Genomic DNA, 15,817 nt, shown 5'->3' on the forward strand with positions numbered 1-15,817 from the left:
ACCATTTCATGAATTACCGTGCATCGACCATCAATGCCAAGACGGAGCGGCTCTTGGAGGGACTCCTCAACTGGGAGATGTTGTGCCTTCCACGAGCCAGCCAATGAACTGTGCGAAAGGCACAATATCGCCCTCCACGCTGGCCGCCTCCAACGCAGCCATGTAGCCACCCCGCTTCTCCACCGGGATCACCGTCCAGGGGTAACCTCCGGCCGCCAGCATGGCGTTCATCATGAACCGGCCCATGCGGCCGTTGCCGTCGAAGTAAGGATGTATGTATACCAAAATGAAGTGCCCCAACACCACGCGAACGGCGGGATCTGGCTCGTCCCGCAGGTGCCGGAAGAACGCCGGCATGAGTTCGCGCACGGCCTCGTGCCGCGGCGGGACGTGCTTGGAGCGGCGGATGTAGACCGCTCCGCTGCGGTAACCCGCCAAGTCTGCCGGCCGCAAGATGCCTGTCGTGACACTGGGTGCGAATAGCTCCCGGTACCATGCGCCATGATCCTGCTGAACGACGGAGCCCGGATTCTTGCCATCGAGGATGCTTGCGAGACTCTGCTTGACGCGCTGAAACGCTTGCCAATAGCCTCGGGCGGCCATGGCATCGCGGTGATTCCGGTCAGCGGCATGGCTGTCGGGATTCCAGGCGCCGGAGCGCACGCGCTCGATCAAGTCAGTGCTGACCCGGTACCCTTCGATGGATAGCGAGTGGTAGGCGTCGGTGACATAGACCTCGTCGACCTGCCTCAAATAGGCATTCTTCTCCGGCCGCGCCTGCGGCGGGCGCGGAAAGTATATAAGGACCTGCTCTCGCATGCCTTGCCAGGTCATATCGAGCCGGTTGATGTAGGGCGATGGCCCAAGCGGGCTGACCCTGGCCTGCGGCGCATCCGTGAACGGATTGGTCTCGTTGATGGTGTACCCGGCTGCGCTCATGGCACCTGCAATGTCGTTGGCGATCTGTTCACTGCCTATGCTTCGAAAGGCTGCCGCCAGCCGCCCGGCGATCGTGCTGTGCCCGCCCTCGAGCAAGCGGCCAAGTACCTCGGAGGCATCCCTGACCATGGCCAGAGCGGTACGCAAGGCAAGCGGGTGAGCCTGGAAGGCCGACGGCGGAACGGCGATCAGTGCGGCCGCCAAGGAATAAAGGCGCACTCCATCGCGCATTTCCATGTCGGAGGCCGGTGGCAACTCCACGCGGATATCGAAGATCGAAGTCTGATGTGGCAGCGACAAGGGTTTATTGCCGCCCTTAGGCGTGCGAACGATGAGCTGGCGAGGCACGGTCCAGTCGCCGGTGAGCAGATTAATGGATTGCTCGGGCCCCAGGCACCACTCCTTTCCGAAGCGCTCTGTGAGGTAGCTGCTGCAGAATACCCAAAAGGATGCGTACCAGGCGGTGCTCTCGCCTTGGGTTTCGTCCGGTCGGGCCGGAACGTACCAGCCCTTTATCACTTCGATGATGAAACCGCTGTGCAGCAGCCGTTCCCTGTGGGTACGGCTAAGCTGGCTGCTGCGGATGGCGACGACACCCTCGTTCTGTAGCTGTTTGAGAATTTCCAGGGAGGCGGCGAGCTTGTCAGAAGGGGTGGCCATGGCTGTTTTCTATTAGGTTATCGTGCTTCCTAATTATTAGGTTATCGTCCTTCCTAATTATTAGGTTATTGTGCTGTTTAATTATTAGGTTATCATGCCTTTCTCTTATTAGGCTATTGTGTTTAATTTATTTGCGATCGCTGCGATATCGACTCGCCCTTGAATTTGATCCGGACCTGCGGCCCGCCGCCGCGAGCCTCAACCAAGTCGCGTGTGGCCGCCAAATGTCGATAGGCATAGTGCTGTTGGATTCAGTGAGCCGCAATCTGCTCGTCCCAGAACCGGGCCCATAGATCGCAATACATCATGCACAAGGCCTTGATCCGGTCTTGCTGGTCCTCGGCGATGGCCTGGATGAGCACGAACCAGAGGTCATCTTCATGATCGTCGTCGGCGGCCTCGGTGGTGTCGTCATCGCTCACACCGTGCACGTGATAATAGCCATCATTGACGTCGATGCCCAGCGCCTCGGTGGCTTTGCGCAGAGCCGGCGTAAACAGGATGACTTCCTGCTCGGCCACGGCCAGCATGGCCGACACCGTGGCGTAATCGGGATAGCTGTCCTCCAGAAACGCGCGCACTTTCATGGCTATCTTGCTGGGCCGGTACGACAGGCGGTCCCTCTCGGTAATGCCGTACGCGTCAAGCACCTTTTCAAACAAAGGGTAGTGCGCGTACGCCGGGTTGCCCCGGTAATACCCTTGCGCATCGAGGCCCGGGCGAAAACCGAACTCATCCAGCACGTTCAGCGTCAACAAGAAGCGGCCCGCCATTTTGCTGGCCGGCGCCAGCCGCGATTCAAGCTGGCGGCTCTCGAGTTGCGCGGCCAGCAACGCATCGGTGAATATCTGCACGATCGCATGCCGGTACTCCAGGTGGATGCGCCGCATGGTTTCACGGTTCAATCTGCCGCTGTTCATGATGGCGATGGCGGGATGGTTCGTCACGCGGTGGGTGTAAATGGCGGCGCGCAATTCGCTTACGTAATTGTGATTCCGGTTCCATTGCTCGGCGCTGATGCTGGCCCGCATCGCCGCAATTGCTTTCCGGCGGGGGGAATCCAGATCAGGAACTTTCAACGAGGTCATTCTTTTTCCTTGGTGGTCATGACGTTGCGCCTTTGACGCGGTATGCGCGGCGAACCGGCCTAAGATACGCAGAAAAAATGACCCGCCCTTTGCGAAAGCTCCCGAACTTTTTGGAGAAGTGGCGCCTTCGGCGCCGCATTGGTCTTGCCTCGCTCGACCTCGCCCTGGAGGGCGAGGCTTGCTCTTAGGCTCGTGGTCATGACGAGGTTCAAATCGCGCCAGACCGGCCGCGGGCCCGCCAGGCCCTGAGCAAATCCGGGTCCGGCCGGAACTCCATGTCGGACTCCAGCGATGGCGATAGTTCGGCCATGATCCGGCCGACCAGCTGGATAGCCCGCTCATGGCCTTGCAAACGCTGCAGCGCCCGGATGAACTCCATTTTGGGCAGGGACTGCTGATGCAAGTCCAGCCCGACGAACCAGCGAAAGAGGATGTTGTAGCCGATCTGCTCCAACAGCCGCTGTTCATTGCGCACCGAATACATGGGTTGCAGCAGCAGCGCGCGAAAAACGAGTTCGACCGGCAGCAAAACGGCCGCGCCGCGCTCGGCCACGACGCTGCGCAAGGCCGCCACATGCGGGGCGAACAGGCTGTCCACCCGGTAACGCACAGTGCGTATCGGGTGGTCATCGGGCACGAGGCTCGATGCGGAGGTCGGCCGGGACCATACTTCGTGAGACACAATCCAGACCCAGGGCGTCTTGTAGCGAAAAACCTGGACCGGCTGCTCCCGCGCCGCGTCCACGATTTTGGACAGCCCCTTGTCGAGGTCTTGCATCCCAACCTTCAGTGTCATGCCTCCGCCTCTCGAGCTTGATCGGACATCGGGGTGGCCGCGCCGCATTTCCATCGGGATAGCGGCGCCGGACAGCCCTGAAAAACTTCGAGCATGGTAGGACATTGACGACAAGCTGAATAATTAATTAATACAAGCCAATGATTACTTTTTCAGAATGTTACGACGCGCCGCCGGCACGGCGGCGCTGCGGGCATGAGCCGCGCGCTGTAAAACGGTTGTCATATCCATGACATAGAATGACTGGAGTCTGTTTCCATCTGGACGCTGAGTCCTTTTCCCGCCCGGGCTTTGGCGTTGTATACGGGTATTACCTCGCATCACTGACATGCCGCCGGTTCAAGGCCGCCGGCGCATGCGGGAGTCCATGTGTCCCTTCCCACCGAAGACATCATTGCGGGGTTTACACCGCGCAGAACGTCCTTTCACTGCAGTTGCCGCCGAATCACCTTTTCGCAGCTCAGAACCTTCGTCACCGTGGTCGAGGCGCAGAGCTTCCGGCAGGCGGGCGAACTGCTGGCGCGGTCCCAGTCGACCATCACCCAATCGATCAAGCAATTGGAAGATATCCTGGGCCGCCCGCTGCTGGTCCGGCGTACCGGCCTGGGCAGCATTCCCGAGCCCACCGAAGAAGGCAAGCGCTTCTTGCGCCACGCCCAGTCCATGTTGACGGAGCTGGACGCGGCCGTCCATGAGTTCACCGACCCCAAGCTGCGCGGCGCGATCCGCCTGGGCGTGCCGGACGACTTCATGATCGGAACGCTGCAGCAAACCGTCTCGAACTGCCTGCGCACCAATCCCGCGCTGAAGGTCCAGACCGTCTCGGCCATGCCCGCGCAGATTCTGCTGAATCTGGAACAGCAGCAACTGGATGTCGCGCTGATCAAGGCCATCAAACCCTTCCCCAAGGTGGAGACCGCGCGGGTGTTCCAGTCGGTCTCGCAAGAGCCGCTGCACTGGGTCGCCGCCCGCGAATGCGCGTTCGAGAGCCTCGAAGAGATTTCCCTGGCGCTATTTTCCGATGGCTGCGTCTACCGGCGCGCCGCGTGCTCGGCGCTCGAGCAGGCCGGGAAATCGTGGAACATCACCTACACCAGCATCTCCCATGAGAATATCCGCATGGCGGTCAGCCACGGGCTGGGCATCAGCGTCCTGCCCGCCAGCGCCATTGCGCCCGAACACGTCGTGCTCGACGAGCGCCATGGTTTTCCCGCGCTGCCCATGCTGCATCTGGTGCTCGTGATGAATGACGATGGCCCCTCGCACCGGGAGTTCGCTTCGCTATTGATCAAAGAATGGCACAAGACCGCAGGCGCCCGGAAAGACGCCATGGGCCATGCGCCGGCGGCGCGCCCCGCCGGCCTTTTTACCGCCTGCGTGTCAGCGGAACACCCGCGCATCGGACCGGCCTGGCCCGCCGCGCGCGATGACGCCGCGCGCCATGGCATCGACACCGACTAATCCAGGCAAAGCGCGGCGCCGCAGAACTGCTCTGCCTTGCGCAGTTCGGTGTCGATCCAGCGCGCGGTGACGCCAAACATGGCCGCTACTTCGCTCTTTTCCAGTTGCTCGACCCTGACGGCCAGGAATATGGCGCGCCGGCGCCGCGGCAGGCGCTCGATGATGTCGCACAGCTTGTCCAGGATCGCGCGGCATACGACCAGGTCTTCGACGCGCGCGATCGGGTCGACCGCCGCAAGCATCGCGCCCTCGTCGGCGACGCCGATATTTCCGTGGCTTTTTTCGCTGCGCAGTTTATCGACGGCGCAATAAAGCGCCATCTTGAACAAGTAGCCGCCCGGGTTGGGAAGCACATGCGGCACGCGCGCGCGGCGCTCGAGCCTCAGCCACGTTTCGTGCAGCGCTTCCCTGGCCAAATCCTCGCAGCCCAGGCGAAGACAGAGATTGCGGACCAGGTCATCATAGTGCTTGGCCAGATAGGCCTGCAGCACAGCCGCCGCCTCGCCGCCGCCGGGGCCGGCGGGGCGCGCCGCCCATGGCGCAAGGCGGCGGCCGGGCCTTGCGGCAAGCGCCGCGGGCGGCGGACAGGCCGCGGCGCTGCGCGCGGAAATGCGGTTTATGTTCTCTGCTAACATGGCTCTCGTCAACCTGAGGAATCACTCGGACCATCGTGCGCAACCATCTGCCCGGATCACCGCGTCCGCATACGACCGCGTTCATCCATGACACCGCAGATATTACGGATGAAATACGCTATCGTAGCGTTTGTTTATGACCGTGAGATCAACCAGACTCGGGAGCTTTTTGTGCCGCACATCGACATTCCCGTCCTGCCCGCCATCGTCCTGCTGGGCATGGCATGCGGGCAGTTGTGCCGCCGCATCAGCCACTTCTACACCCAGAGCCTGGCCAGGCCCGGCGCCGCAGCCGACCTGAGGCTTCTTGGATGGGCGCTGCGCCAGGCGTTCAGCCCGCGCCCCAGCGCCGCAAGTCCAGTTCAACGCCTGCTTCCCCCATTCGCCATGGCTACGGTATTTACCGTGATCGCGCTGCGCTACGGGCCTGGCCCGCTGGCGGCCGCGCTCATGGCGGCCTGCGCGCTGCTGGCGCTGCTGGCCCTCATCGACACGCAAACCGGCCTGCTGCCCGACGCCATCACGCTGCCGCTATTGGGCCTGGGCCTGTTTTGCGCCTGGCGCGGCGTGGGTCTGGTCCCCTTGCACGACGCGGCGCTGGGCGCAGCGATCGGCTACGGCGCCATGTGGATACTGGCCCTGGGATATCGCCACGCGCGCGGGCGCCACGGCCTGGGCGATGGCGACATCAAACTGGTGGCCGCGCTGGCCGCCTGGGTATCGGTGCCCGCCATTCTTTGGGTGCTCATGGCGGCCAGCATGGCCGGCATCCTGGCCAGCCTCGCGCAAAACCGGCGCCTGCATGCCGATGCGTCCTTGCGCTTCGGCCCTTATCTGGCGGGGGCCGGCATGGCCGTCATGGCGCTCTGGTTCTAGACGGCCTATCGCGGCACGCGCACGATACCCGCGGGCTCGGGCTGCGCCCTTTGCGGGGCCGGAAAACGCAGCGTCCGCCCGGCGCTATCCACGATGATCGCCTCGCGCTCTATGCCCCGCAGCCGCGCCGACTGCGCCAGCTCATCGCCCACCACATAGGCCCGCGGCGCGGCGCCATTGACCGCCAGCACCACCGCCGCCCGTCCGGCGGTTTTGATCAAGCCGCTGACCACCACGTCTAGCCTGACATCGCCGGGCCCGAACCAGGCGGCCAAGGCCTGCGCGGCCGGATCGGGCGCCTGCGATCCCGCCTGAACCGATGACAGCGCGGGCAGCGGCCGGCCCAGCTTCACGCCCCAGTATCCGGCACCCGCCAGGGCGGCCAGCCCGCCCGCGATCAGCACGGCGTTCGCCGGCTGCATCGTCCATCGTCTCATCACGCATCCTTTTCCGGTTGTCCATGCAAGGGGCGCGCGGCAGGCCGCCATGGGCCGCCCGCGCCATTGCCCGCCATATTAATAACAAACCAAGGTGTATTTTTCATGTCAGCATCACATTGCTTCCGTATGATCCAGGCATCGCCCTATCATCCCGCCAAACGATAGCCATGCCCCGTGTTCCGTCCCCGCCCAACGCTCCCGCCCGCCAGCACGGCTTCTCCCTCGTGGAAGTGATGGTGGTGATGGTGATCATCGGCATCGCGGCCGCCACCATAGGATTGAGCGCAGCGCCCGATCCGGGCCGCCTGCTGCGCCAGGATGCCCAACAACTGGCCCAATTGATGGCGGTCGCGCAGAACGAGGTGCGCGTCGATGGGCGCGTGATCGCTTGGCAAGCCGATGACGGCGGCTACCAGTTCTCGCGCGGCGTCTGGCGCATGCCGCTGGACAGCGTGGTGCCCGTCGTGACGACGGCCGGCGGACTCGACACCTTCGAGCGCGACGACGCGCTGCGCCCGCGCCGCTGGAAAGCCGGCGCGGTGCGCGTCCTGCCCCCAGGCCCGGTCTTGCTGACCTCCGAATGGATAGGCGCCCCCTGGCAAATGGTCCTCAAGGATGGCAACGCCCAGGTGACCATCAGCCGCGATGCGCGCGGCGCCTACCAGGTCCGGTGAACCACAGCATGTTCCGGCGCCCTCCCCCTCGAACGCAAGCGCCCGCGCCGAGCGCCGGGCAGGCGGGATTCACCTTGCTCGAAGTGCTGATCGCCCTGGCCATCGTCGGCGTCGCCCTGGCCGCCGTCAACCGCGCCATCGGCATGGCCACCACCAACAGCGGCGTGCTGTATGAAAAATCCCTGGCCATGCTGTCCGCGCAAAACCGCATGGCCGAACTGCAGATCGCAGGCGGCAAGGCCGACACGCGCCCGCAGGAATGCCCCCAGGCCGGCCTGCCATTCATCTGCGCCGCGCGCATCGCGCCGGCCGGCCGCGGCCTGAACACGGTCAGCGTGGACGTCCACACCCGCCAGCAGCCGGAGCGCTCGCTGGCGAGCCTGACCACCCTGCTTGCGGACTGACGCGGTGACACGGCGAAACCGGCAAAGCGGACTCACCCTGATCGAAGTCATGATCGCCATCCTGATCATGGCGCTCCTGAGCCTGCTGACGTGGCGCGCCCTGGACAGCATAGAGCGCGCCGACGCGCAACTGAAAGAACACAATGAAAACGCAATGAACCTGCTGCATGCGCTGCAGCAGCTGGAGCGCGACATCGAGCTGCGGGCGACGGTCGAACTGGCTATGCTGCAAGGCTCGGGCGAGGACGCCGCCGGCACGCCAGCCGCGCCAGCCAGCCCTGCCAACGACGCCGCGGCCGCCGCGCGCAAACCGCCAGCCACGGAACTGCTGCCTCCATCGCTGCGCGTCAGGCGCAACAACCAGCTGCCCTTCCATTTCGAAGTGATACGCGCCGCGCCCGCGCAGCCCGGGCAATGGCAGCGCGTGCAATGGTGGGTCAAGGACCAAACCCTGTACCGCGCGGCCGGACCCGCGTCGCCGGCCTGGCCGCTGCAAACGCCCGGCCCCGACGACAAGGTCGCCGTGCTCGATCAGGTGAAAGAATTCGAGATCCGCGCCTGGGAACCCGGCAAGGGCTGGACGCCGCTGCCCAAAACCAGCGCGTCCAACGCATCGACCGGACTGGAGATCAGTCTGGTGCAGCGCAAAGGCCATAACGATCAACGCTTTCGCCGCGTCATCGCGCTGAACTGAGCCACAAAGTCAAGCTATCTCGTCGGGGCCGATGCAGCACAATCGCTGAAAATGGTTGCGATAAGGTTTTACATTCCGGCTGAGCACACTCAGATTGGCAACAGCCGCATGAGCGCCGATGTAGAAATCCGGCAGCGGTACGAGTCGAGTGCCACCGCGGCGACGGTAGTTCAGGTAGGCTTTTGCCGCCAGCCCGGCGCACGCCCACGGCAAGGGACTGCGCAGGGTGTCGTAGACATCGATCATCGTGTCCAGGGCTTCGACGTCCGGGCCGGGGATGAGTAACTCAGTGTAGATCATCAGATTGATGTGCAGTGGCGCCTGCTCGCTACAGATCTGGAGCTGATCCACGGACCATTCGTGCCACGGGCTGTCGGCGTCCATGCAGTCGATCCAGATATTGGTATCGACCAGAAAACCCGCCGATCCATCATACTTGGACAGGTCATGCACGGTCATCGTCGTCCGGGCGCAGGAACGCCATGATGTCTTTGCTGTTCATCTGCCTGAATGGTTCATCCAGACTCTTGCGTACTTTGGCGGCGGCGTCGCGCAGCGATTTACGCCGGTCGTCCGTTCCCATGCCTGTTTTGCTGATGATGATCTTTCCGCCCTCCAACGAGAAGGAGACCTGGCTGCCGGGCAGGAAACCGGCTGCGTCGCGCAAGCGCTTGGGGATGGTAACTTGCCCTTTGTCAGTGACTTGCATATCCGGATCCCTGAAAGTAAGAATTCTGAATTGGAATTCTACTGCCGCGTGAGATTCAAGGCAATACACCCGAGTGACTGCCCCGGGGGGTCGGCCTCAAGCGCCTGCGGCCGACAAGTTCATGGATCTGGACGGTTTCACACAACACGGCTACGGCCGGGTTGTGCCCAACCGCGATCTGAAGCTGGTCGATCTGACCAGCGAAGGCCTGCGCCGTATCAAGGTGCCCCAAAGATGAGCTGATCGCCAGTGCGGCTCGGGACTATCCGCTCACTGCCCGCTGGGCCGAGGCGCTGCGCCGCCAATGCGAGAATCCCGATGGCTTGCTGTGGATGTCGCGGCAGCGCGACCGTGACCAGGCGTTGCTGCTGTTCGGCGACCGGCTTGCCGGCGTACTGAGCGGCACGCGCATGGGCGGCCCGCTGGAGAGGAACCCGACGTTGCGTGATGCCGTAGTGAGGGCGGCGCTTCGCGCAGGGATCGATGCCGATTGATGCAGCCGCCACGGAGCGGAACATGCGGTGGCGGTGGAATCCGGTGATCCTTGAAACTCGATGGTGTCGTAGTCTGTAAACCATAGGCGAGGTCTTCAAGGAATAGTGATAATCTGCTTCTTGAACTTTGGTGTGAGTTGCAGCTTGTGAGTCACATAGGTAATGATCCGCGTATTGTCGCGTCTGTCGGGTACGGGCTTCTCGACGGCGGCGGCCACCTTCCAAATACCAAACATCACGATCTCGGCGTCAGGCGGAAAGCTGCTGAGCCAGGACGCATCGGGATGAGCGATGCTGACTTCAAACGACTCTATGCGTTGGGGATTGGACGTTCTGCGATACAGTGGCTTGCAGTTGAGATAGCTGTTCTTGTACGTGGCGCCGGTGGCAGGTTGATTAACGCTTCGTACCGATCCCACCAGTGCAATTGGATAAGGATTGTTGGCTGCCTTCGCGCCCAGCTCCCAGGCCTCATCGAAGCGCTCGTGTTCGAAGAAGAACCGCTTCCAAGGTATTCGCCTGCTACCCAACTGCAAGATCAGTTCGGACGCGAGCAACGCGTCCGACTCACAGGTGGCGCGTAGGACTACTAGGTCGGCCGTAGTACGCAGATAGCTGTCGAACTTCTTTTCTGAGGCAATAACTTCGATCGCCGTCATCACTGTGCTGGGGGCGGGTTGGCTCCCTTTAACCGCAGAGATGTTGCCGGATAGACCGTGCTTGCGCAACCCATTGTGCAGCGCGAGCAGGCGTAATTCACATGTCCCGTCTCCCAGCGCGCTCAGGAACTCTGGGTCGGACTGCGCCGCGATGATAGTCAGACGGCCCGATGCGCTGTAGCGACAGCCAGTGACATGCTCCGACCCGCGGGTTAGTCCAATATATGCAGGAATATCTACAGGTTCAACGCGATTGGTCCGGTTTTGCTGGTGACGGGGAACGAAGCGAACAGCGCATCCGCAGGCCGAATCGTTACAAAGTAGATCAGGCGCAGTGACGCCTCCATCAGTCAGTTGTTGCAGCTCTTCCACCGTATGCGCGCGTCCGGTGCGATCCTTCGCAGACCGCATTTTGATGCCCTTACCCATCTTCCTTACCTGGTTTCTATTTGTATCAATGGTTGATCATAGTGTGCCACAAATGAGTGGTGCCGTTTTGCACTCGTAGGCCCGCCAGTCCGGTCTTTTCGATTAAAGCTTAGGCGAAGGGTATTGCCAGTACCCTACGCACTACAATGAACTGATCATGCAGACCATCGAGGCGAAGGCACAAGGGCTGCGCGACCATTACCCGATGCTGCGGATTGTCAAGCCTTCCAATCGCTTTACGCCGTTGCCGGTGGTTGAAAAGGACTAATCCCAGGCCTCTTTGGGACTGATGTCCGCAGTGACCTATTACGAGTGCAAGAGGCAGGCACCATATGGGTCTTGGCAGCCAGCCGCCTGGCGCGTCCGGATGATGGGTGGCCCCTTGAAGTAGTGCTCAGACAGCTCTGCAGAGAGGCGTAATGACGTCTTGAATCAACTGTGCGAAAATGCAGGGCGCTGTATACTTGAAACAAAATCTTTGTTAATACTAGGCGCCAGTATATGGGAGTCCGTCCAGGAAATAACCCCAAGCGTCGTATCGCACCGCCCAGTTGCTTGAATGGTGAGGAAAAAACGCGGTTAAAGCAATCTGTACGCTATGTTGGCAGTGGTCACCATAAGCGCGATCCGGCCACCTACGGCTTGCTTCGATCGAACCCGCGCCCCACCAAGTCGTTGTGTGATTTGGAACGCATGATCCCTCTTGACGAAGCGCGAGAGCTTGTGGAAAGCGGTATCAAATGTGGTTTGTTCAGCGAGCCCCGAGTGGATGGGTTTCCGAAATTCATCTGGAGCGTATCGGATAGTGGCGAGGTCTTTGAAGCCAAAACCGATGCCAACGGCACTGGCGAGTACCATGGATATCCGCTAGAGGACGAAGATGCCATGTGTAGATATGTTAAATCCGTCTGGATGGAAAGATGCCAAAACGCTGGTCAATAAAGACCGAATGGGCACTATTGGAAACCGGCCCGCTTGAAGAGCGGGCCGGTTTTGCCGCGCTCGGCATTTCCGCCTACGATACCTGGCTGACGGCCGGACATGACCGCCTTTTGCAAAGCGTACGCGAGGCTCCCTATCTGTCCGCCTACCACTTTGCTGAATGGCTGGCCTGGAACTGGTGGCGTTTGCGCTGGGAACCGCGCAAGACTTCACTCGATTGGGAACTGTCGCATGCGATGGGAAGCATTGGCGGCGGCTATGTTTGGCCGAACATCCACATCCTTTCCGACGGGGAAAATATCACGCTGGTTTGTAAGCCCACGCCGGAGCGGGCGCGTACGCCATACCGCTATATCAATGACGGGGCTAGCGTCATTCCTGCCGCCGAGTTTGAAAGCGAGGTGGACTTGTTCATCGAAATGGTTCTGCAACGGCTGCAAGACTGCCAGGTTCCAGACTGCAACCTGCGTGACGTCTGGCAAGCAGTGATACACGAAAGGCAAGACCCTGCACTGCAACAGCAGCGTAAGCTCGAAGCCATGCTAGGCGAAGATCCTGGCGAAATGGATGAAGTCCTGCTGCGGCATTTTCTGAATAATGCCGGCGCTACAGGCCAGGCGGCGCTTGAGGAAATCGCCGCCAATCGCATTCCCGGGCAGAATGTACCCGACATTGCAGGCCTGATAGAACTAGGCCAGGAACAGGGCACCCTCACCGACCCCCAGGACCGGATCACGCTGCGCGCCCGAGCGCCACGAGGCCTGGATACCGCCTGGAAGCTCGGAGCCCACACTGCACAATTGCTGCGGGAACAGGAACGTCTCGCCCCGGACACGCCCATTACGAACGACCAGCTTGCGGACATGTATGGCGCTCCACACAATATGCTGGATGCGTCGGGCCATTCGACACCACGGCTCGATCTGTCCTTCGCATTATCGCAATCAGACCGGCGCAGCAAGGTGCTGCTGCGCTCCCGCTGGGAGGCTGGACGACGTTTTGAGTTGGCTCGCCTGCTCGGCGATTACCTGATACACGATACGAGCGATCCCATGCGCCCTGCCACACGCTCGGACACCTACCGGCAGAAGATACAGCGCGCGTTTGCCGCCGAATTGCTCAGTCCATTCCTGGCTGTCGATGCGATGCTGAACAGCGACTACTCCATGGAAAGCCAGCAAGACGTAGCGCACCATTTCAAAGTATCCGAGCTGACGATACGCACGCTACTGGTCAACCACGACCGGATCGACCGCAGCGAACTCGGCGAGGTTGGCTGGGCGCACTCCTGATACCGTTGCTGTGTACGTGCTACTCCATCAACCCCGTGGGTAAGCGCACAAACCAAGACATTATTGACGGACCTTGGCAAGACCGCTGGACGCTGGAAATGCTCGACGCACAGCGTATCGAGGATGTGATTGCACAGATGGTGCAAGCTGTATCAGCCTTGATCTGCGGCGCCCAGTAGATCTTCCAGCGAACCGGCAACCAGAATGCGGCCGGTCCAGCCGGACATTGGGCGGTGCCGGTAAGCGGAAACTGGCGCCTTACCTTTTACTTTGAGGGCGAAAACGCCATTTTGTTCGACTACCAGGACTATCGCTAGGAAGAACGCTATGCGTATGAACAATCCTGCACACCCCGGACTAGTGCTACGCGAGTACCTCGGCGATCTGAGTGTCACCGAGACAGCTTTGCGGCTTGGCGTCACCCGTACCGCGCTGTCGCGCATTCTCAATGGCTCTGCCGGCATCCCGGCAGACATGGCTCTGGGCCTTCGCGATGCCTTGGGAACCAGTGCCGAAATGTGGCTCAACATGCAGGCTCAGTACGATCTCTGGCAGGCGGAAAAAAAGCCTCGTCCAGTTATCGTATCGTTTCGTGAACCTGCCCATGCTTAAAAATAGCCGTCGTCAACCTAAAATCCGAGCAAATTCGGGTCCTCGAAGTGATGAAGGCCGATCACGCACCCGAAAGCGTAATTTGAGTAGCTTTACCTTTCCTCCCAAGGGTTGATGACGTCCAGGCCAGCAGCCTGAAATGGGCTTTCGTCGCGTGTGGCAACGGTAAATCCGTTCGCATGGGCCACGGCGGCAATGAGCGCATCAGCAGTCTGAATTCCACTGCCAGCCTTGCGGGCCTTTGCCAGCACCTCGGCATAGGCGTTCGTACAGGCCATGTCAAACGGCAGTACGCGCCCGGCAAACATCGGCAGTATGCTCTTTTCAATGTGTTCATGCAGTGCTGTCCGACGCTTACCGGCGGGCATCAGTGCGACACCGGCACGAAGCTCGGCCACGGTCATTGCCGACAGATAAAGCGTTTCCAGCGGCTGCGCGTCGATCCAGTCACTGACACAAGCGACCGGGGCCGGGCGCAGCGGCTCCGAAATTACGTTCGTATCAAGCAGAATCATTCAAAACTCACTACACGAGCCGGGGTGTTGTCGCGCACGCTCTCGAAAATAGCGAACTCTTCATCAGTCAGTTTAACCTTGCGGCCAATCTCGGTCAGCAGCGAGCCCAATTTGATCCGGCCTTGCGGCTTCACAGCGGATTCCAGAATGTCACGCATTTCCGCCTCGATGCTGCGGCCTTGTTGAGCGGCCCGCACGCGGATTGCGCGGTGTACCTCATCGGGTACGTTTCGGATGGTAACGGATCGCATATTTCAAAACCTCCATTTGCTTTCATTGAAATCAATTGTAGATTATGCAATCAATCCGGGCAAGTGCTATCGGCCCCGCCCTTGATCTGCAACGCTTCAACCTGGGATAACGTGCGCAAGCGGCCTCCGAAAGAAAAACTGGCGGAAGCCGTTATCGCACCAGTCCTGTCTGAAAGACTACCTGATTTGCTTGGCCAGTTGAATCCGCCGGTTTTAAGCCGAAGCGGGTACGCCCGTACCGCAGCCCCGTCCCTTTTTTGTGCCGGCCGCCTCAAGCAAGCCCTGCGTTGACCTCGGGGAACACCAGTCGGTAGTTTCGCAGGTCTTCCTCGAAGGCATTGCACCGCTTGAGCGCTTCATAGAGGTCGTGCCGGGGCTGAGTGTAGTCGAAGGCCGCCGTCCAGGCATGGATGCGAGTCATGGCCCGGATGTAGGGCGTCGCGTCGGCATGATTCGACAGGCTCTTCAGCGGCAACAGATAATCCTCGCGATAGACCGTCGGCACAATGATACGCGACAGTCCTGCGGCGCTTAGCACGCTGTTCATGGCTAGGCGTGCTGTTCTGCCATTGCCATCCTTGAAGGGGTGAACCTCGGAGACGACGAACATGGTCATCAGCGCACGGGCAAGGGGGTCCTCCAGCGCCTGAATCCGCGCGAAGCCTTCCCGCAGAGTGCCCTGCACAAGCTCTTGGGCCACGAATAGCGTCGCCCCGGCCTGGTTGTTCTGGTTCTTCCACTCGCCTGGGTTCCTGTCCAACCTTGACTGCATCACCAGCGCGTTGACGTTCTTGAGCCAATGCAAGAAGTCGTCCGCCGTACTTGCCGGCTGGTCGCGCCAAGGGGCTCGCATCGCGGCCTGAAAGGTTCCCAAAATGTCGTGGGAGTCCTCCGTCCGGTTTAGTATGAGCTTGCCTTCAAACACGATTTCCTCGGCTTCGCTAACCAGGAATGTAGTGCCTTCAATATAGTTCGAGAAGTAGGACTCAAAAAAGGCAAAGTTTTCGCGAGCGACACCTGTTTCCGCTGTGGCGGCCACCTCCGGCAAGGCCTGAGTCCGTAGGCAGCTGAACAGGGTATCAAACAGCACTAGACGGTCAGGGTCATAGGGACGGCCGGCGGCGCGCGCGAGCGCCTGCTTGCCACGTAACCTCTTGCTCTCGTGGGTACCCAGCAGGGCGCCCATAATGCTATCCAGACGCTTGAACTCCTTTTCCCGGCCAATCTTGCTCGCTAACGTGCGGCAA

General features: G+C 61.0%; 21 protein-coding genes. 10 read left to right on the forward strand and 11 right to left on the reverse strand.

All coding sequences use genetic code 11. The features are described from left to right. Nucleotides 1–66 precede the first annotated feature (66 nt). The 3 genes from BUB23_RS24150 to BUB23_RS24160 all read right to left on the reverse strand — a co-directional run bounded on the left by BUB23_RS24150 (nucleotide 67) and on the right by BUB23_RS24160 (nucleotide 3,483). Complete coding sequence (locus tag BUB23_RS24150; protein ID WP_073109274.1) at nucleotides 67–1,599, reverse strand: Fic family protein; 1,533 nt, start codon at nucleotides 1,597–1,599, stop codon at nucleotides 67–69. Nucleotides 1,600–1,850: 251 nt separating this feature from the next. Next, nucleotides 1,851–2,687: an iron-containing redox enzyme family protein gene (locus BUB23_RS24155; RefSeq protein WP_073109277.1), complete on the reverse strand. Its 837-nt coding sequence runs from the start codon at nucleotides 2,685–2,687 to the stop codon at nucleotides 1,851–1,853. Nucleotides 2,688–2,895: 208 nt separating this feature from the next. Beyond that, nucleotides 2,896–3,483 carry a transposase gene (locus BUB23_RS24160; protein WP_073109281.1) on the reverse strand — a complete coding sequence of 196 codons (588 nt, stop codon included), beginning with the start codon at nucleotides 3,481–3,483 and terminating at the stop codon, nucleotides 2,896–2,898. A gap of 369 nt (nucleotides 3,484–3,852) precedes the next feature. On the opposite strand from BUB23_RS24160, the gene BUB23_RS24165 reads away from it, so the two are divergent. Then, nucleotides 3,853–4,944, forward strand: coding sequence for a LysR family transcriptional regulator (locus BUB23_RS24165; protein WP_084136229.1), 1,092 nt, complete (start codon nucleotides 3,853–3,855; stop codon nucleotides 4,942–4,944). Here BUB23_RS24165 and BUB23_RS24170 read toward each other — a convergent pair. After that, nucleotides 4,941–5,579, reverse strand: a complete 639-nt coding sequence (locus BUB23_RS24170) for an RNA polymerase sigma factor (protein WP_084136230.1) — start codon at nucleotides 5,577–5,579, stop codon at nucleotides 4,941–4,943. The genes BUB23_RS24165 and BUB23_RS24170 overlap by 4 nt on opposite strands. 108 nt (nucleotides 5,580–5,687) lie before the next feature. On the opposite strand from BUB23_RS24170, the gene BUB23_RS24175 reads away from it, so the two are divergent. After that, on the forward strand, nucleotides 5,688–6,455 hold the full coding sequence (locus tag BUB23_RS24175; protein ID WP_178372393.1) for a prepilin peptidase: 768 nt from the start codon (nucleotides 5,688–5,690) through the stop codon (nucleotides 6,453–6,455). Between the two features lie 5 nt (nucleotides 6,456–6,460). On the opposite strand, the gene BUB23_RS24180 is transcribed toward BUB23_RS24175, so the two are convergent. Beyond that, a complete protein-coding gene (locus BUB23_RS24180; RefSeq protein ID WP_143161121.1) occupies nucleotides 6,461–6,892 on the reverse strand; it encodes a hypothetical protein in 432 nt (143 codons plus the stop codon). A 170-nt stretch (nucleotides 6,893–7,062) separates the two neighbouring features. On the opposite strand from BUB23_RS24180, the gene BUB23_RS24185 reads away from it, so the two are divergent. Genes BUB23_RS24185 through BUB23_RS24195 form a run of 3 tightly spaced genes read left to right on the forward strand, consistent with a single transcriptional unit; the run spans nucleotide 7,063 to nucleotide 8,667 of the window. Beyond that, complete coding sequence (locus tag BUB23_RS24185; RefSeq protein WP_073109290.1) at nucleotides 7,063–7,569, forward strand: prepilin-type N-terminal cleavage/methylation domain-containing protein; 507 nt, start codon at nucleotides 7,063–7,065, stop codon at nucleotides 7,567–7,569. Nucleotides 7,570–7,577: 8 nt separating this feature from the next. Beyond that, nucleotides 7,578–7,973: a type II secretion system minor pseudopilin GspI gene (gene gspI / locus BUB23_RS24190; protein ID WP_073109293.1), complete on the forward strand. Its 396-nt coding sequence runs from the start codon at nucleotides 7,578–7,580 to the stop codon at nucleotides 7,971–7,973. Nucleotides 7,974–7,977: 4 nt separating this feature from the next. Next, nucleotides 7,978–8,667 (forward strand): prepilin-type N-terminal cleavage/methylation domain-containing protein, encoded by a 690-nt coding sequence (locus tag BUB23_RS24195; RefSeq protein ID WP_178372394.1) that lies wholly within the window; start codon nucleotides 7,978–7,980, stop codon nucleotides 8,665–8,667. Nucleotides 8,668–8,676: 9 nt separating this feature from the next. Here BUB23_RS24195 and BUB23_RS24200 read toward each other — a convergent pair whose 3' ends face one another. Then, entirely contained in the window at nucleotides 8,677–9,126 is a 450-nt protein-coding gene (locus BUB23_RS24200) for a type II toxin-antitoxin system VapC family toxin (protein WP_073109299.1), read from the reverse strand. Then, entirely contained in the window at nucleotides 9,113–9,376 is a 264-nt protein-coding gene (locus BUB23_RS24205; RefSeq protein WP_073109302.1) for an AbrB/MazE/SpoVT family DNA-binding domain-containing protein, read from the reverse strand. Before BUB23_RS24205 ends, BUB23_RS24200 begins: the two co-directional genes overlap by 14 nt. Before the next feature lie 73 nt (nucleotides 9,377–9,449). Here BUB23_RS24205 and BUB23_RS27490 point away from each other — a divergent pair, with 73 nt between their 5' ends. Together BUB23_RS27490 and BUB23_RS27500 are read left to right on the forward strand one after the other, a co-directional pair. Then, entirely contained in the window at nucleotides 9,450–9,614 is a 165-nt protein-coding gene (locus BUB23_RS27490) for a hypothetical protein (protein ID WP_245801371.1), read from the forward strand. A 94-nt stretch (nucleotides 9,615–9,708) separates the two neighbouring features. Beyond that, nucleotides 9,709–9,870 carry a hypothetical protein gene (locus BUB23_RS27500; RefSeq protein ID WP_245801372.1) on the forward strand — a complete coding sequence of 54 codons (162 nt, stop codon included), beginning with the start codon at nucleotides 9,709–9,711 and terminating at the stop codon, nucleotides 9,868–9,870. 95 nt (nucleotides 9,871–9,965) lie between these two features. Here the strand turns inward: BUB23_RS27500 and BUB23_RS24215 are convergent, their stop codons facing one another. Then, nucleotides 9,966–10,958, reverse strand: a complete 993-nt coding sequence (locus BUB23_RS24215; protein WP_073109315.1) for a hypothetical protein — start codon at nucleotides 10,956–10,958, stop codon at nucleotides 9,966–9,968. Nucleotides 10,959–11,459: 501 nt separating this feature from the next. Here BUB23_RS24215 and BUB23_RS24220 point away from each other — a divergent pair. The 3 genes from BUB23_RS24220 (at nucleotide 11,460) to BUB23_RS24235 (ending at nucleotide 13,804) form a co-directional block, all read left to right on the forward strand. Beyond that, nucleotides 11,460–11,900 (forward strand): hypothetical protein, encoded by a 441-nt coding sequence (locus tag BUB23_RS24220; protein ID WP_073109317.1) that lies wholly within the window; start codon nucleotides 11,460–11,462, stop codon nucleotides 11,898–11,900. Next, nucleotides 11,879–13,192, forward strand: coding sequence for an ImmA/IrrE family metallo-endopeptidase (locus BUB23_RS24225; protein WP_073109319.1), 1,314 nt, complete (start codon nucleotides 11,879–11,881; stop codon nucleotides 13,190–13,192). Before BUB23_RS24220 ends, BUB23_RS24225 begins: the two co-directional genes overlap by 22 nt. 327 nt (nucleotides 13,193–13,519) lie before the next feature. After that, complete coding sequence (locus tag BUB23_RS24235; RefSeq protein ID WP_073109325.1) at nucleotides 13,520–13,804, forward strand: HigA family addiction module antitoxin; 285 nt, start codon at nucleotides 13,520–13,522, stop codon at nucleotides 13,802–13,804. A gap of 92 nt (nucleotides 13,805–13,896) precedes the next feature. Here the strand turns inward: BUB23_RS24235 and BUB23_RS24240 are convergent, their stop codons facing one another. The 3 genes from BUB23_RS24240 to BUB23_RS24250 all read right to left on the reverse strand — a co-directional run. Further along, nucleotides 13,897–14,319, reverse strand: coding sequence for a type II toxin-antitoxin system VapC family toxin (locus tag BUB23_RS24240; protein WP_073109331.1), 423 nt, complete (start codon nucleotides 14,317–14,319; stop codon nucleotides 13,897–13,899). Continuing rightward, on the reverse strand, nucleotides 14,316–14,570 hold the full coding sequence (locus BUB23_RS24245) for a FitA-like ribbon-helix-helix domain-containing protein (RefSeq protein WP_073109334.1): 255 nt from the start codon (nucleotides 14,568–14,570) through the stop codon (nucleotides 14,316–14,318). The genes BUB23_RS24240 and BUB23_RS24245 overlap by 4 nt, the downstream gene beginning before the upstream one ends. A gap of 271 nt (nucleotides 14,571–14,841) precedes the next feature. After that, a partial coding sequence (locus BUB23_RS24250; RefSeq protein ID WP_143161122.1) for a Fic family protein occupies nucleotides 14,842–15,817 on the reverse strand: 976 nt, incomplete at its 5' end.

It is taken from the genome of Pollutimonas bauzanensis (genome assembly GCF_900129885.1).
GTDB lineage: Bacteria > Pseudomonadota > Gammaproteobacteria > Burkholderiales > Burkholderiaceae_B > Pollutimonas > Pollutimonas bauzanensis.

Bases quoted from the DNA above. Each gene is read 5' to 3' on its own strand.
- BUB23_RS24185 (WP_073109290.1), top strand. From the start codon at position 7,063: ATGCCCCGTGTTCCGTCCCCGCCCAACGCTCCCGCCCGCCAGCACGGC.
- BUB23_RS27500 (WP_245801372.1), top strand. From the start codon at position 9,709: ATGTCGCGGCAGCGCGACCGTGACCAGGCGTTGCTGCTGTTCGGCGAC.
- BUB23_RS24200 (WP_073109299.1), bottom strand. From the start codon at position 9,126: ATGACCGTGCATGACCTGTCCAAGTATGATGGATCGGCGGGTTTTCTG.
- BUB23_RS24235 (WP_073109325.1), top strand. From the start codon at position 13,520: ATGCGTATGAACAATCCTGCACACCCCGGACTAGTGCTACGCGAGTAC.
- BUB23_RS24225 (WP_073109319.1), top strand. From the start codon at position 11,879: ATGCCAAAACGCTGGTCAATAAAGACCGAATGGGCACTATTGGAAACC.
- BUB23_RS24215 (WP_073109315.1), bottom strand. From the start codon at position 10,958: ATGGGTAAGGGCATCAAAATGCGGTCTGCGAAGGATCGCACCGGACGC.
- BUB23_RS24245 (WP_073109334.1), bottom strand. From the start codon at position 14,570: ATGCGATCCGTTACCATCCGAAACGTACCCGATGAGGTACACCGCGCA.
- gspI (WP_073109293.1), top strand. From the start codon at position 7,578: ATGTTCCGGCGCCCTCCCCCTCGAACGCAAGCGCCCGCGCCGAGCGCC.
- BUB23_RS24180 (WP_143161121.1), bottom strand. From the start codon at position 6,892: ATGAGACGATGGACGATGCAGCCGGCGAACGCCGTGCTGATCGCGGGC.
- BUB23_RS24170 (WP_084136230.1), bottom strand. From the start codon at position 5,579: ATGTTAGCAGAGAACATAAACCGCATTTCCGCGCGCAGCGCCGCGGCC.
- BUB23_RS24240 (WP_073109331.1), bottom strand. From the start codon at position 14,319: ATGATTCTGCTTGATACGAACGTAATTTCGGAGCCGCTGCGCCCGGCC.
- BUB23_RS24150 (WP_073109274.1), bottom strand. From the start codon at position 1,599: ATGGCCACCCCTTCTGACAAGCTCGCCGCCTCCCTGGAAATTCTCAAA.
- BUB23_RS24175 (WP_178372393.1), top strand. From the start codon at position 5,688: ATGAAATACGCTATCGTAGCGTTTGTTTATGACCGTGAGATCAACCAG.
- BUB23_RS24155 (WP_073109277.1), bottom strand. From the start codon at position 2,687: ATGACCTCGTTGAAAGTTCCTGATCTGGATTCCCCCCGCCGGAAAGCA.
- BUB23_RS24160 (WP_073109281.1), bottom strand. From the start codon at position 3,483: ATGACACTGAAGGTTGGGATGCAAGACCTCGACAAGGGGCTGTCCAAA.
- BUB23_RS24220 (WP_073109317.1), top strand. From the start codon at position 11,460: ATGGGAGTCCGTCCAGGAAATAACCCCAAGCGTCGTATCGCACCGCCC.
- BUB23_RS24205 (WP_073109302.1), bottom strand. From the start codon at position 9,376: ATGCAAGTCACTGACAAAGGGCAAGTTACCATCCCCAAGCGCTTGCGC.